This window comes from Rhizobium sp. BK399, from assembly GCF_014194695.1.
In the GTDB taxonomy this organism is placed as follows: Bacteria; Pseudomonadota; Alphaproteobacteria; order Rhizobiales; family Rhizobiaceae; genus Rhizobium.
The window spans coordinates 64,658-78,182 of record NZ_JACIAH010000012.1 but is presented as its reverse complement, the minus strand read 5'-3'; the positions used below and the strand labels follow the sequence as shown (position 1 = coordinate 78,182).

The 13,525-nt window shown below is 57.9% G+C and carries 14 protein-coding genes and 1 pseudogene; 7 read left to right on the top strand and 8 right to left on the bottom strand.

Features of this window, described 5'->3' with window-relative positions; translation table 11 throughout:
- Position 1 precedes the first annotated feature (1 nt).
- Both hyi and gcl read right to left on the bottom strand, forming a co-directional pair.
- Positions 2 to 817: a hydroxypyruvate isomerase gene (hyi, locus tag FHT97_RS22090; RefSeq protein ID WP_183756663.1), complete on the bottom strand. Its 816-nt coding sequence runs from the start codon at positions 815 to 817 to the stop codon at positions 2 to 4.
- 71 nt (positions 818 to 888) lie between these two features.
- Positions 889 to 2,673 (bottom strand): glyoxylate carboligase, encoded by a 1,785-nt coding sequence (gcl, locus tag FHT97_RS22085; RefSeq protein WP_183756662.1) that lies wholly within the window; start codon positions 2,671 to 2,673, stop codon positions 889 to 891.
- Between the two features lie 321 nt (positions 2,674 to 2,994).
- On the opposite strand from gcl, the gene FHT97_RS22080 reads away from it, so the two are divergent.
- The 3 genes from FHT97_RS22080 to FHT97_RS22070 all read left to right on the top strand — a co-directional run bounded on the left by FHT97_RS22080 (position 2,995) and on the right by FHT97_RS22070 (position 4,956).
- Positions 2,995 to 3,636, top strand: coding sequence for a DUF1326 domain-containing protein (locus tag FHT97_RS22080; protein ID WP_183756661.1), 642 nt, complete (start codon positions 2,995 to 2,997; stop codon positions 3,634 to 3,636).
- Between the two features lie 8 nt (positions 3,637 to 3,644).
- A complete protein-coding gene (locus FHT97_RS22075) occupies positions 3,645 to 4,460 on the top strand; it encodes a DUF2182 domain-containing protein (RefSeq protein WP_183756660.1) in 816 nt (271 codons plus the stop codon).
- 304 nt (positions 4,461 to 4,764) lie between these two features.
- Positions 4,765 to 4,956, top strand: coding sequence for a DUF6494 family protein (locus FHT97_RS22070; RefSeq protein WP_183864256.1), 192 nt, complete (start codon positions 4,765 to 4,767; stop codon positions 4,954 to 4,956).
- 391 nt (positions 4,957 to 5,347) lie between these two features.
- On the opposite strand, the gene FHT97_RS22065 is transcribed toward FHT97_RS22070, so the two are convergent.
- Together FHT97_RS22065 and FHT97_RS22060 are read right to left on the bottom strand one after the other, a co-directional pair.
- Entirely contained in the window at positions 5,348 to 5,740 is a 393-nt protein-coding gene (locus FHT97_RS22065) for a response regulator (protein WP_183864255.1), read from the bottom strand.
- A 278-nt stretch (positions 5,741 to 6,018) separates the two neighbouring features.
- Positions 6,019 to 6,918 carry a LysR substrate-binding domain-containing protein gene (locus tag FHT97_RS22060; RefSeq protein WP_183864254.1) on the bottom strand — a complete coding sequence of 300 codons (900 nt, stop codon included), beginning with the start codon at positions 6,916 to 6,918 and terminating at the stop codon, positions 6,019 to 6,021.
- A 108-nt stretch (positions 6,919 to 7,026) separates the two neighbouring features.
- Between FHT97_RS22060 and FHT97_RS22055 the strand changes: the two genes are divergently transcribed.
- The 4 genes and pseudogenes from FHT97_RS22055 (at position 7,027) to FHT97_RS31025 (ending at position 11,041) form a co-directional block, all read left to right on the top strand.
- Complete coding sequence (locus FHT97_RS22055; RefSeq protein WP_183864253.1) at positions 7,027 to 8,280, top strand: aromatic ring-hydroxylating dioxygenase subunit alpha; 1,254 nt, start codon at positions 7,027 to 7,029, stop codon at positions 8,278 to 8,280.
- Positions 8,270 to 9,352, top strand: a complete 1,083-nt coding sequence (locus FHT97_RS22050) for an FAD-binding oxidoreductase (RefSeq protein WP_183756655.1) — start codon at positions 8,270 to 8,272, stop codon at positions 9,350 to 9,352. Before FHT97_RS22055 ends, FHT97_RS22050 begins: the two co-directional genes overlap by 11 nt.
- A 26-nt stretch (positions 9,353 to 9,378) precedes the next feature.
- Positions 9,379 to 10,659 carry a Xaa-Pro peptidase family protein gene (locus FHT97_RS22045; protein WP_183864252.1) on the top strand — a complete coding sequence of 427 codons (1,281 nt, stop codon included), beginning with the start codon at positions 9,379 to 9,381 and terminating at the stop codon, positions 10,657 to 10,659.
- Positions 10,660 to 10,763: 104 nt separating this feature from the next.
- A pseudogene (locus FHT97_RS31025) lies at positions 10,764 to 11,041 on the top strand (CrpP-related protein).
- Between the two features lie 185 nt (positions 11,042 to 11,226).
- On the opposite strand, the gene FHT97_RS22040 reads toward FHT97_RS31025, so the two are convergent.
- The 4 genes from FHT97_RS22040 to FHT97_RS22025 all read right to left on the bottom strand — a co-directional run bounded on the left by FHT97_RS22040 (position 11,227) and on the right by FHT97_RS22025 (position 13,216).
- Positions 11,227 to 11,478 carry a hypothetical protein gene (locus FHT97_RS22040; RefSeq protein WP_183864251.1) on the bottom strand — a complete coding sequence of 84 codons (252 nt, stop codon included), beginning with the start codon at positions 11,476 to 11,478 and terminating at the stop codon, positions 11,227 to 11,229.
- A 28-nt stretch (positions 11,479 to 11,506) separates the two neighbouring features.
- A complete protein-coding gene (locus FHT97_RS22035) occupies positions 11,507 to 11,737 on the bottom strand; it encodes a hypothetical protein (protein WP_183756652.1) in 231 nt (76 codons plus the stop codon).
- 197 nt (positions 11,738 to 11,934) lie between these two features.
- Complete coding sequence (locus FHT97_RS22030) at positions 11,935 to 12,363, bottom strand: hypothetical protein (protein WP_210296756.1); 429 nt, start codon at positions 12,361 to 12,363, stop codon at positions 11,935 to 11,937.
- A 439-nt stretch (positions 12,364 to 12,802) separates the two neighbouring features.
- A complete protein-coding gene (locus FHT97_RS22025) occupies positions 12,803 to 13,216 on the bottom strand; it encodes a hypothetical protein (protein WP_183756650.1) in 414 nt (137 codons plus the stop codon).
- Positions 13,217 to 13,525: the final 309 nt, after the last annotated feature.

Sequence of the window (13,525 nt, the reverse complement as noted above, 5' to 3'; positions counted from 1 at the left end):
TCTAGCTCCTGATCTTAAGAATGCTTGCGCTTTCGGTCGCTTTGCTTGCAGTGGCGAGCCATGCCAGGCCTGCCTCGGTAGTTGTGCGCGGTTTGTATTCGCAGCCGATCCAGCCGTCGTAGCCGAGGCTGTCCAGCGCATCGAAGAGGAAGGGGTAGGCGATCTCGCCCGTGCCCGGTTCATTACGGCCTGGATTATCGGCCAGCTGGACGTGGGCTATCCGTCCCTGGTGTTTCCTGAAGGTGGCGATCAGTTCACCCTGCGTGCGTTGCTGGTGATAGAGGTCGTATTGAATGAAGAGATTTTCACTGTCGACTTCAGCGATGATCGATGCCGCCTGATCGGGCGTATTGAGGTAGAAGCCCGGAATATCGAAGCGATTGATCGGTTCAATCAGAAGCCGGATTCCGCTTTTGTCCAATTCGCGGGCAGCGAAGGTAAGGTTTTTGACAAAGGTCGCCCGAAGCACGTCGTCAGGTACGCCAGCTGGAATGATGCCAGACAGGCAGTTCACCTGCCTGCATCCGAGCGCAGTCGCATAGTCGATCGCAGAGGCGACGCCGCGACGAAACTCGTCCATGCGATCAGGCAGGATCGCAATGCCGCGCTCCCCAGCCGCCCAGTTGCCAGCTGGCAGGTTGTGCAGCACCTGGGTCAAGCCATGACGGGTAAGAGCACTGCGAAGCGTCTCCTTGTCGAAGTCATAAGGAAAGAGAAACTCGACGCCCTCAAATCCTGCTTTGGCGGCATGCGAAAAGCGTTCGAGGAACGGCACCTCGTTGAAGAGCATGGTTAGATTGGCCGCAAATCTCGGCATGGGTCGTCTCTCTGTTGGAGGCAATTTGATGCGGCGGTCTCACTGCATCTGGTTTTGGTTGATCGCCTGTTTCAATCCAGGAGGGCAAGCGTGGCAGTCGGCGCATCCTCGCCCCGCTCGGCGAGTTCCTCGAATTCGACGACCGCATTGATGTCGGTGCCCATGGCGATGTTGGTCACGCGCTCGAGGATGAACTCGATGACAACAGGGACCCGATGCTCCTTCATCAGTGCCTTTGCCGCGGTGAACGCTTCCTGGAACTCGTTCGGACTGCGAACACGGATCGCCTTGCAGCCCAGACCCTCGGCGACCGCTACGTGGTCGACGCCGTAGCCTGGTTCGGCATCGTCTAAAGCGTTGATGTTTTCGAAGGCAAGGCTCACCTCAAAATCCATGTTGAACCCCCGCTGGGCCTGGCGGATCAGGCCGAGATAGGAGTTGTTCACGACCACGTGCAGGTAGGGCAGCTTATGTTGCGCTCCGACCGCAAGCTCTTCTATGAGGAACTGGAAATCGTAGTCGCCGGAAAGTGCGACGATGGGTCGATCGGGATCGGCAGCCCGGACGCCGAGCGCTGCCGGCAACGTCCAGCCAAGCGGGCCTGCCTGGCCGCAATTGATCCAGTTGCGCGGCTTGTAGACATGCAGGAACTGAGCGCCGGCGATCTGGCTCAGACCGATGGTCGAGACATAGCAGGTGTCGCGATCGAACGCCTTGTTCATTTCCTCGTAAACGCGTTGCGGCTTCAGTGGCGTCTGATCGAAATGGGTCTTTCGCAGCATCGTGCGCTTGCGTTCCCGGCATTCTTCTGCCCAGGAAGACCAGTCACGCAACTTGCCGGCAACCTTCCACTCCGTCGCCACATCGAGGAGGAGCTTCAGAGCGGCGCCCGCATCGGACACGATGCCGAAGTCCGGAGCAAAGACGCGGCCGATCTGCGTGGGCTCGATATCGACATGGACGAACGTCCGCCCTTCGGTATAGGTCGCAACGTTGCCGGTATGCCGGTTTGCCCAGCGGTTGCCAATGCCGAAGACAAAATCGGAAGCAACAAGCGTGGCGTTGCCGTAGCGATGCGACGTCTGCAGGCCGCACATGCCGGCCATCAGGGGATGATCATCCGGTATCGTACCCCAGCCCATCAACGTCGGGATGACAGGAACACCGATTATCTCGGCGAACTCGACAAGGAGATCCGAGGCGTCGGCGTTGATGATGCCGCCGCCGGCGACAATCAAGGGTCGCTCGGATGCATTCAACATCGCAAGGGCTTTTTCGGCCTGGGCACGCGTCGCAGTTGGCTTGTAGGGCTCGAGCGATGCGTAGGTTTCGATATCGAACTCGATTTCGGCGAGCTGGACATCGACTGGCAGGTCGATGAGAACCGGACCCGGGCGTCCGGACCGCATGACGTGGAACGCCTTCTGGAAGACGAAGGGGACAAGCGCCGGCTCCATGACTGTCACCGCCCACTTGGTGACGGGCGCCGCGATCTTTGCGATATCGACCGCCTGAAAATCCTCCTTGTCGAGCCGGGCGCGCGGCGCCTGGCCGGTGATGCAGAGAATTGGAATTGAATCCGCCGATGCCGAGTAGAGACCGGTAATCATGTCGGTCCCGGCCGGTCCTGATGTCCCGACGCAAACGCCGATGTTGCCAGCGCGGGCCCGGGTGTAGCCCTCTGCCATATGGCTTGCGGCCTCGACATGGCGAGCCAGGATATGGCGGATCGAGCCGCGGGCCTTCAGGGCGGAGTAGAAGGGGTTGATTGCCGCGCCCGGAACACCGAAGGCACAGTCGATGCCCTCCTTCTCCAGAACCAGAACCGCTGCATCGACAGCTCGCATTTTCGCCATGGGAAATCCTCCATTTCTTGACTGCAAGCGTAGCCGATCGGCCTGAGGAAGCAACCCAGAAATGGAAATCATTCCCACTATGCGGAAATAAACATATTCAATAAAACCGAAACAATCGGCTCGCGGCTTGCTTGTTTGGGCCAACAGGAATCTTTTGCTTCAGATGCACGCCGCTGCGTGACACAGGGATGGCGTCGCGTGACCTCGCCCGAAGCGCTTTTGCGAAGGTGACGCCCCCGCGTTATGGCTGTTCCACTACCTCCACCGCTATATTAGTGCTATCTGTATTAGCGGCCATAATGACCGTTTGTGGAGGCAATCATGACACCTTGGGAGATCGATGCCCTCGAGATCGCGAATTGCAATTGCAGCTTCGGATGCCCCTGTCAGTTCAACTCGTTGCCGACGAACGGCAATTGCGAGGCAGCAGTAGGATTTGTCATAAAATCCGGCTTTCACGGCGATGTCCGCCTTGATGGTGTGAAGATGGCGATGACCGCCAAATGGCCGGGTCCGATCCATCTCGGCAACGGAACGATACAGCTCGTGGTGGATTCGAACGCGACCCCGGCGCAACGCGATGCGGTCGCGACGATTGTCTCGGGCGGCGATACCGAAGACATGGCGACCATGTTCTGGGTGTTCAGCAAGATGTCTCCGACCAAACTCGACGTGTTGTCCAAGCCGATCGATCTTGAGGTGGATGTCGACAAGCGCACGGGTCACGTCCGTGTGCCCGATTTCTTCGAGATGGAGGTTCAGCCGATCCGCAATCCCGTGACAGGGGCCGAGCATCGCGCGCGGATCAATCTTCCGCACGGATTCGAATATCGGGTCGCCGAAATGGCTAGCGGCACGACTCGCACCTCCGGTGCGATTTCACTCGAGAACAACAAGGACACGCATGTTCATATCTGCCGGGTATACATGAACGGCAAGGGTGTCATCGAACACGCCGCCTGAGAACCGCCATGCAACGATCGACCGTCGAACGCCTCCTCGCCCGCGACCGGATGATCGTGGTCGCGGCGCTTGCCCTTTCCGTGTTCATATCTGCCTGGTACATCCTCCAGGGCGCGGGAACGGGCATGTCCCCGACAGACATGTCGGCCGAAACCGGCCCAGCGGGAGCGCTTCTTGCGGGCATTCCGGATATGATTGGCCCTCATATGTGGTCGCTTCGATACGCGGTAACCGTCTTCATCATGTGGTGGCTTATGATGGTCGCCATGATGGTGCCAAGCGCCGCGCCAACCGTACTTCTCTACGGAGCGCTGCAACGGGAACGAGGTGCGGGGCCACCCCTGGAATTCCTGGCTGGATACCTCGCGATCTGGGCCTTGTTCAGCTTTGCGGCGACGATAATCCAGGCAATCCTGGGCGCGGGAGGCATGATTTCCGTGATGTACATGAGCCTGGCAACGGCCTTCATGGGAGCGGTGGTGCTTATTGGCGCGGGGCTGTTCCAACTCTCACCTTTGAAATCAGTCTGTCTTGACCACTGCCGGAGTCCGGTCGCTTCTCTGACCAAGCATCGGCGGACCGGGAGAGCGGCCGCATTCCGCATGGGTCTTCTCCACGGCAGATATTGTCTAGGGTGTTGCTGGGCACTGATGGCGCTTCTGTTCGTCGGCGGAATCATGAACATCTGGTGGATTGCAGCCATCACCGCCTACATCGCCGTCGAGAAACTCGCTCCGGGTGGAAAGTGGGTCTCACGGATCATGGGCGGAGCGCTCATCGTCTGCGGACTTGTACTTCTTTTGAAAACGGCCGAGGCCGTTTGAAACAAGCACTCGAATGCATTCCTGACGGCAGTTCGAACTGCCTGACGCTTAAACCTCGCAGAGCCAACAATGGGCGAAAGGCCCCGAACGACGGGCGGTGTTGCCGGGCAAATGCTGATCATCAACAGCAATGAGGGCAACGCATCCTCTCAAAAAAAGCGTCGCGCGACCGACGATCCGTCGGACTTCGCAGCTGCAACGGCCAGCCCCGGTTGGCTTCGACGATTTGTCGCCACCGTCTGTCGCGCTTCCCTGACGATTTGCATTCTCTTACAATTCCGGCCGATCAAGAGGAGTTTCCGTCATGAGCGACGACGCTTTCAACATGTCGATCCGGAAGTTCTTGAAGGAGGTCGGCGTGACCTCACAGCGCAAGATCGAGGAGACCGTCCGCAATGGGAGAATCGGCGGCAAGACCCTGAAGGTTCGAATGACGTTGACTGCGGATGACACCGATCTACACCACGTGGTCGAGGGCGAGATCGAATTACCCTAGTCCGACGACCCGACCGTGTCTCGTTGATCGAGAACGACCTTGGGGGTGAAGGATGGTTAGGTCACCCGCTTACTTCTCCTTCGCAGGTGTCACGCTGCCCATAGAATTACCAGGACCCTCATGCCAAAGAAGCAGAGCGCTCATCCCAAACCCATTCAAGACCCTACGACAGGACAGTGGCGAGCAAGGAGTGCGTGATGTCCGAAGCAATAACATGCGCCAGTCAGGATCATCAGGAAGCAGACGACGTTTGCTCCGATCCTCATCATCGCTAGGTCCTATCATTGTCTGGCCACTGGCGATTTTCATTGTGCCGGGCAGAGGTCTCGTTGGCTGTTCGTGTTTCTACTTACCTGGGTCGGTAGCGGCTCCCGGCAGGCCGTGCGCGATATTAACGGTCGCTGCGCTCTTCTTTCTCGGCCACCAAGAGCGCCAGCTCCGCAGCCAGTTGTCCAAGGCTGAAAGGCTTCAGGAAGCATCGAACGCTGCTGAAACGGTCCGGAATGTCGTTTGGATTTCCACCTGAAGTAAACACGAACGGTACCCGCGCTTGATCCAGCTTGTCTGCGACCTCGTAAACCAGCTCGCAGCTGCCGAGACGGATATCCAGGACGGCAAGATCGACGGTCGTAGCCTCTAGGTTTCGCAGGCTGGTTTCCAGATCAGGGTATGGCCCGACAACCTCGCTGCCATGCTCTTCGAGCGTCAGGGCTACGTCGCTTGCCTGCAAGTAATCGTCCTCAACCACGAGCACACGCTTGGAGAATAAGTCCGCAAACTGCATCTGAACTCTCCCAGTGTTTATGTGTTGTTCAAAAAACCGGCGGTGCTGCAGGAGGCTTAGACCTCGCCCTTCCGATGCCACCGAGACCCACTATCGTCGTGCTGAGATCAATACGCAATCGGCTTTTCCTCCGCTCAAAGGAGTTCCGCTCGATGGAGTGAGAACAGGCATAGGCGCGATGTCATCTGGACGCATTGATACAGAAACGAAAGATTTCAGCCTGGTGCACGAGGATGCGTCGTGCGGAGGGATCGAAACCGTCGCCCCACGATGCTGGATCAGTGTGGTTGCGCACAGGTTAGAGCCTCGCCCAGCCATTTTGCCGCGTGTTCAGCGGCAAACGTTCTTCTCGTCCTTAATGGCAAAAGGACGTTGTATCGATCCGCCGTCGGTAGTTCATCTGCCTCAAGCGCGACCAGCGTGCCATCGTCGAGGAAGGTTTGGATCAGGAGACTCCACCCGAGTGCTACGCCCTGCCCGGCGCGGGCGGCCGCGATCGACTCGGTGTAGTGATTGAAGCGTAGCGTTGGCTTTACCCGCAAATTCCGGCCCGTTTCGTCCGACCATTGCGACCAGGAAAGCCATGACCGGTCCTGGGCATCGGTTTCGATAAATTCGTCGGCATCAGAAAGTCCGGGCGCGGCACGGCGCGCGAGGTAGTCCGGGGAGCACACCGGGATAATGACATCAGCCTGCGAGGCGACAACCTTCGCATCAGTGAACGGCGGTATTCCATAGCGAATGGCAATGTCGATGCCGCCGGCATCAAGGTCGATCCTGGCGTCCTGGGAGACGACCCTGATTTGAACGCCAGGGTTCTGTCGTCGGAGGTCTGCCAATCGGGGGAGTAGCCAGAAGGAGGAGAACGCAACCGTCGCGCCAATCGATACGACGTCCTGCTGCGACGACCTGACCACATCGACCGTGTCGGCGATGTTGGAAAGACTTTGTGCAAGTGTTGCTCCCAAGATCAGGCACGCAGGGGTCGGCTCGATCGCGCGGTGCTTGCGGACGAACATCGGAACCCCGAGTTCCTGCTCCAGCGCCGCGATCTGTCGGCTGACCGCGGCTTGAGTAACGCCCAGTTCTGCGGCCGCCGCGGTGAAGCTCCGATACCGAAGGACGGCTTCGAGCATCATCAGGCCCGTCAGCGACGGTATGCGTCTGCGAAAACTCATGATCGTCCCTACGCATTACACAAAGTTATGCATGCGTGAGAATTAATGCCGTTGAGGGCTATGCGATGCAAGTGCAAACTGCCACGCATCGAACCATAAGAGGTCATCATGCTAAACAGGCTCCCATCCGGCATCTCTGCACTTCTCGAAGCACGTGCCGATGGATATTCGCTGCCGGCCGGCCTCTACACGCGAGAGGACGTCTTCGAGGCTGATATCGACGTCTTCTTCCATAAACACTGGATCTGCGTCGGTCTTGACTGCGACGTCCCCGAGCCGGGCGATGCGACGGTTGTCGACATCGGCAAGACAAGCCTCATCCTGCTGCGTGACGACGACGGCGAACTGCGCGTGCTTCACAATGTCTGCCGTCATCGCGGCTCGCGCCTGCTCGGCGCTGGAAAGACAATCGTTTCGAAGCTCGTCTGTCCCTACCACACCTGGACCTATGAACTGACGGGCGAACTGAGCTATGCCCCGCACATGGGCAAGGAGCTGGACAAGTGGTGCCACAGCCTGAAGTCGGTTAACTTCAAGTCGATCGGTGGCTTGATCTATGTATGTTTGTCCGACAATCCGCCGGAGGACATCGCAGGTCTGGAAAAGGCGATGATCGAGCGCCTTGCACCTTATGACATTCGAAATGCCAAGGTCGCGTATCAGACCGACATTGTCGAAGATGGCAACTGGAAGCTCACGTTGGAAAACAATCGCGAGTGCTACCACTGTTCGGCCAATCATCCTGAACTGTGCGTATCCTTCGTCGATCTCGACTTCGGCTTCGACCCCGAGACGCTGAGCCCCGAGGACCGCGAGCAGGCCGAGGAACACTTCCGGCTGTACGAGGAGCGGACGAAAGCTTGGGAGGCCGACGGCTTCCCATCGGCTGCAGTCGAACAGCTGGTCGATTGCGCCACCAACTTCCGCACCCAGCGGCTCATCATCGCAGGTGCGGGCGAATCCCAGACCCACGATGCGACTGCAGCGTCTTCCAAGCTGCTCGGTCAGATGACACGCAAGGATCTCGGCGACACGCATCTGTGGGGTCACAACAGCTGGAACCATTTCATGGGCGACCACGCGGTCGTCGCGATCGTTATCCCGCTCTCCGCCGGGCAAACGCTCGTCAGAACCAAGTGGCTCGTGCACAAGGACGCCGTCGAAGGCAAGGACTACGACCTCGACAAACTGACCGATGTCTGGATCGCAACCACTGACCAGGACGCGGATCTAGTCGCCCGCTCACATGCAGGCGCCCTCGACCCGGCTTACCAGCCTGGGCCCTATTCCAAGTTCTCCGAAACCAACCTCGACAAGTTCGCCACCTGGTACGTTGATAGGATGCGCGCTCATGGGTATTGAGTTCCAAAAGATGATCCCCGCCGAAACCGTCGTTTGGGACCCTGAGACCGACGAGACGCTTGTCTGTCTCGATGTCCATCAGGAGACGCACGACGTGAAGAGCTTCACCTTCGCGTCTCCGGAGGGCAAGCGTTTCAACTTCGACGCCGGGCAGTACTTTCTGTTCGACTTCCCGATCGGCCCGGACGGGGAGTCGCGCTGTTACAGCATCTCGTCATCGCCTCATCGCGAAAATGCGTTCACCGTGACGGTCAAACGAGTGCTGGGCGGCAAGGTCTCGAACTGGCTGCACGACAACCTGGTCCCCGGCACGACGGTCAAGGGACAGGGGCCGCTCGGTCATTTCATCCGTCCGAAGGGGCAGAAGACGAAGCTTTTGCTGCTCTCCGGCGGCTCGGGCATCACCCCGGTCATGTCGATCACGCGTGATCTGGCAGACCGCTACGAACCCTTGGACATCGTTTTCCTTCATGCAGCTCGCACCCCTGCAGATCTCATCTTCCGCAATGACCTGTCTGGGCTTGCTACGCGGATGAAAGGACTGCGCCTGCAGTTGCTGCCGGAAACGGTTGCTGGTGAACTCAGCTGGCCCGGATTGACCGGACGGATCTCTCCGGAGTTCATGAAGTTGGCAGTTCCAGATATCGCCGAGCGCGTGGTCATGTGCTGCGGGCCTGCACCCTTCATGGCGGCTGCCCGTTCGATCACAGCCGCCCTGGGTGTCCCCTCATCGAACTATATCGAAGAGAGCTTCGACGCAGCTGTCATCGACGAGCCGGGCCTCAACGTCGAGGTGCAGCCTGCCGGAAAGATCTATCAGGTCGAGTTCTCTAAGCAGAAGAAAACCTTGGCAGTCTGTCCAGATCAGACAGTGCTTGCTGCTGCGAAAAAGGGCAGCATCAGGCTTCCGTCCTCCTGTGCGAACGGCGTCTGCGGCACCTGCAAGTCGAAGCTGGTCTCCGGTTCGGTCGAGATGAACCATAATGGCGGCATCAGGCAGCGCGAGATCGACGCGGGGATGTTTCTGCCGTGCTGTTCAAAGCCACTGAGCGATCTTGTGATCGAACGGTGATAGAGGCTTGATCCGAGGGCATACAGATGCTGCGTAGCGAGGAGAAGTCGTCGCAATCATCAGCCGCGCCCGTCTTCAAAGACGATCGCAAGCTGACCTATCTCAACCCAGAGGGAGCGGACCGTCCGCTGATCAGTCCGATCCCTCCATCGACCCTCGACAGCGCCAGGCGGTATCGTCTCGGGCGCCTGCGAGCGAAGATGGAGGAATCGGATTGTGCAGCCCTTCTGCTCTACGATCCCGTCAACATTCGATATGCGTTCGATTGTTCGAACATGAGCATCTGGACCATGCATAACCCTTCTCGATATGCGCTCATCCTCGCGAACGGACCGGCGATCATGTTCGAATTCGAAGGATCGGAGCACGTCAATGGTGGGCTGCCTGGCATCGACGAGGTCCGGACGTCAAAGTCCTTCCTCTTCTTCACTTCGGGCAATCTTGTCGAAGCCCGGATGAAGGCGTGGGCGGAGGAGATTGCCGACACCGTTCGCTCTCACTGCAGCAACGGCCGGATCGGTGTGGACCGGCTCGAACCGGCGCCTGCCCACGAGCTTCAGAGCCATGGCTTTACCTTGCTGGACGGTCAGGAGCTTGCGGAACGCGCACGTTCGATCAAGAGTGCGGAAGAAATTGAGCTCATGCGGTGGACGATCCGGGTCTGCGAGGCCGGCATGGCACGAATGTACGAGGTTTCCGAACCGGGGCGCACGGAGCGTGAGATCTGGGCCGAACTTCACTTCGAGAATGCGCGCAGCGGCGGAGAATGGCTCGAGACAAAGCTCCTGACAGCGGGACCCCGCACGAACCCATGGTACCAGGAATGCTCCGATTACATCATAAAACGCGGTGACATGATCTCCTTCGACACGGACATGATCGGTCCGTACGGCTATTGCGCCGATCTTTCCCGCTCATGGACCTGTGGGCACGTTGCGATGAATACAAAGCAGAAGGAACTCTATTCGGCAGCGAGGGACCAGATCGACCACAACCTGTCGATCATCCGAGCCGGCATGTCCTTCGGCGAATTCAACGACAAGAGCTGGCGCATTCCAGAGACGTACATTCCCTATCGCTACACTTTGGCGGCGCACGGAACCGGCATGGCCGACGAGTGGCCCGGAATCCTTCTCCATCCCGACTACGATGACGCATTCAGCGGCTTGATCGAAGAAGGAATGGTCCTCAATATCGAGAGCCTCATTGCCGAGGACGGTTCCGAGAGCATCAAACTCGAGACGCAGGCGCTTGTCACACGCCATGGCGCGGAACGTCTGGATAGCTTTCCGTGGGAGGATCTCTGACGTCGCGACGGCAGGGCGTGCGGTCATATCTCGACGACTGTCGGAAACGGACTTAGTCCATCATTCCGGTAGGTAGCATGCCTCCAGGGTGTAGGAATTAGCGCATGACGATCGAAGAGTTGTTAGACCTTCAGGAGGCAGGCTCAAGAGCCCGGATACTCTGTCTTAAGGCACATGAAAATCCATACCTTCAGCAGGAGCGCTTGCCGAACGGGACGATAACTCTCCTGGAGATTGGACGGCGCGTCACGATGCCTGGAAATTCGGTTGGGAGGCCGAAGACGCCAGTCGCGAGGGCAAACTCTCGAAATACGTTCGCGAACTCATTCAATCGTCGGTCAAACCGCTTGGCGCGCGAACCTCACCGTCGAATACGTCCTGACAAATAACAGTTGCGTGATGCTCGTCCGTTGCCGGCACAGTTTTGGCGCTTGAAAAACGACCACCCGTTACGGCGAATAGGGAGAAGAGCAACGCAGGTTTAGGCTCTCCTGTAACTATCAGGGAAAACGCGACCGGAGCGTTACCCCCGCGCTTTGCACAGAGCAGATTTGACGACATGCGTCGCTAAGGGCTGCCCCGGTCGGCGGCGGGCCAATCGTTTGATGGTTCATCGATGACGTCAGATGCTAAAACATCGTCGGCAGGATCCGGATCGTGTTCGAGCTCGTCCCGAAGCCGTCCTACTTCCTTCATGATCTCCTGAAAAACATCCTGTTGCTTCACGCCCAGTGCGACGTACTGATCGACAAGATCTGCGATCTGCGTCGCAAGGTCGGCGCGCCATGTGGAGGGGGCGGTTTCAATATGATCGACCATCGCATCTATCCTGAAGTGCAAGACCAGGTCAGTGTACCGTGTTGGACGATGGCGCATTGATCCTGGTTGCCCATTTGCCGACGTACTTGCCGATCAGGAGCGTCGCAATGTCTTCACTGTCGAAGCCCTGTTCAAGAAGCCCTATCGCGGCCTTGCAGAGTGTTTCGGACGACGCCTCATCCGGCTGAATTTCGTAGAATGAATACCACTGTTTCACCGCTTTCGAGATCAAAGCTGACTGTCCATCACGTCTGGTCATGTGCGATCCATCCTTTTGGTGATCGTCAAGAATCTAGCGCTGCCTTTAGAGTTGTCCACGCGCTTCGTGTTTAGTCTTCTCAAGGAATAGATGAAGAATGGGCGTCTTCACCGACCTGGAAATAGTCCTTGTTTCAAGCTGGTGGTTCACCTGAAGTGAGGGGTGATCAATTCGCCAGCGTTAAACGACCGTCCTGCTCAATAAGCGTCGAATCGGGATAGCATCGCTTTTAGTTGCTCGTTCTGGATACGAAGCTTTTGAGCCAGCTGCTTTCTCAGTTCGTTTATCTCATCTTCCAAGCGTATTGGTTCGACGATGGAATCCATCTTCGGCAATACCTTGGCTGCTCCGCGCGTATTGCGCCGTCTCACCTTTATGGGAGGCTTCGCACCTGCTGTCTGATGCGCTGGCGCCTGTACGTCCGTTCGCTCGATTTGTGTTGTTTGGCCCGTGCCGTCCGGCTTGTTGCCCACATCAGTCTTCAACAACTCGGCGGGCTCGGTCGGCTTTTCATCTCCATTGACATTGGCAATGAGAGAAATGTCGGGAGCATGCGTTTCAAGCGCGTCAAGGGCTGCGGTCGAAGCCGCCAGCTCCGCGCGCAAGCTCAACCTGTCCTTCGTCACCAACCTGATCGTTGTCGCCAGCACCGGCTCGATATCGTCCGTCGAGGCAAGCCCGGAAATCGGCCTCAACTCAGGTAATGACGTCAGTCGTGCAAGGCCATCGACTGAGCCGATTGAAGGCGCGACGGACGGCCCCTCCTCGGCGGGATGTATAATGGAATGTGGCGATGCCTGAGTTGCCGGAAGCGGACCGGCAGCCTCTCCCGCATTGGACCCTGGCAAAGCCTGGATTTCACGCTCGGCCTCATCAGACAGTTCCGGCTTGCCCCGGGATACGATCCCGGTGATCAGTTTCCACGGTGATCTCATCGATCCGCCTCCCGACTCGGTGCCCCACAAGTATGATACCGGGCGGGAGACCGGGCTTGCAATGCCAGCCCGGTCATCAGTCTGATCGCTGTGGAGAAGTTAGTATTCTATCACAGCTAAGACGTTCAAATCACGCAGCGCCGAGCCTCTTGCGCAGGTCTGCATTCTCCGCACGAAGTTTCTCGGCCAGCGCCTTGCGGAGCTTCTGATTTTCCTCTTCAAGCTTCAGCAGATCTGCAAAGTCGTCCGACGCAGGCGCAACTGCCTGAGCCTTGCGGGGCCCACGCTTTGCGGGTAGCTTCTTTTCAGCCGTTTTGACCGAAGCAGCTTTCTTCGCTGCCACAGGCACTACCGGAGCAACGGCCTCCGCCTTTTCTACGCTCTTTCGGCGACCCCGCGGCTTCTTCGCCGGTTCACTCACCGAAGTGGAGACGGCCGCTTCAGCGACCGTTTTCGGCTTGCGCGGCGCGCGAGTCTTCTTTTCTTTTGGTGCATTTGCAGGTGCAGTAGCGCTGTTGGCAGTGGCATTCATTTCGTCAGCCATGTGAAACTCCTTGATAAGCGAAATGTCTTTTGACTGTGCAGTCGTGGTAAAGATACGCACAGTATTCTTTACAACTTGTTGACTATGGATTCTGCGCCTTGACGGCCCGTGTGAGACAAGCCTGGTCGACCTCCACTTACCAGCTGTGAAGCAACAGCTACGACAACCGCCCTGACCGGATTACAATCGCGTATTTTCTAGGATCGCCGTTGCAAAGCTGAACAAGTGGTTGGCATCTCGCTCAGCGACCCTTTTGATTTTCGATAAGGTGTTTCAGTTTTTTTATGGAAGCCAACGGTTCCTTCTTAC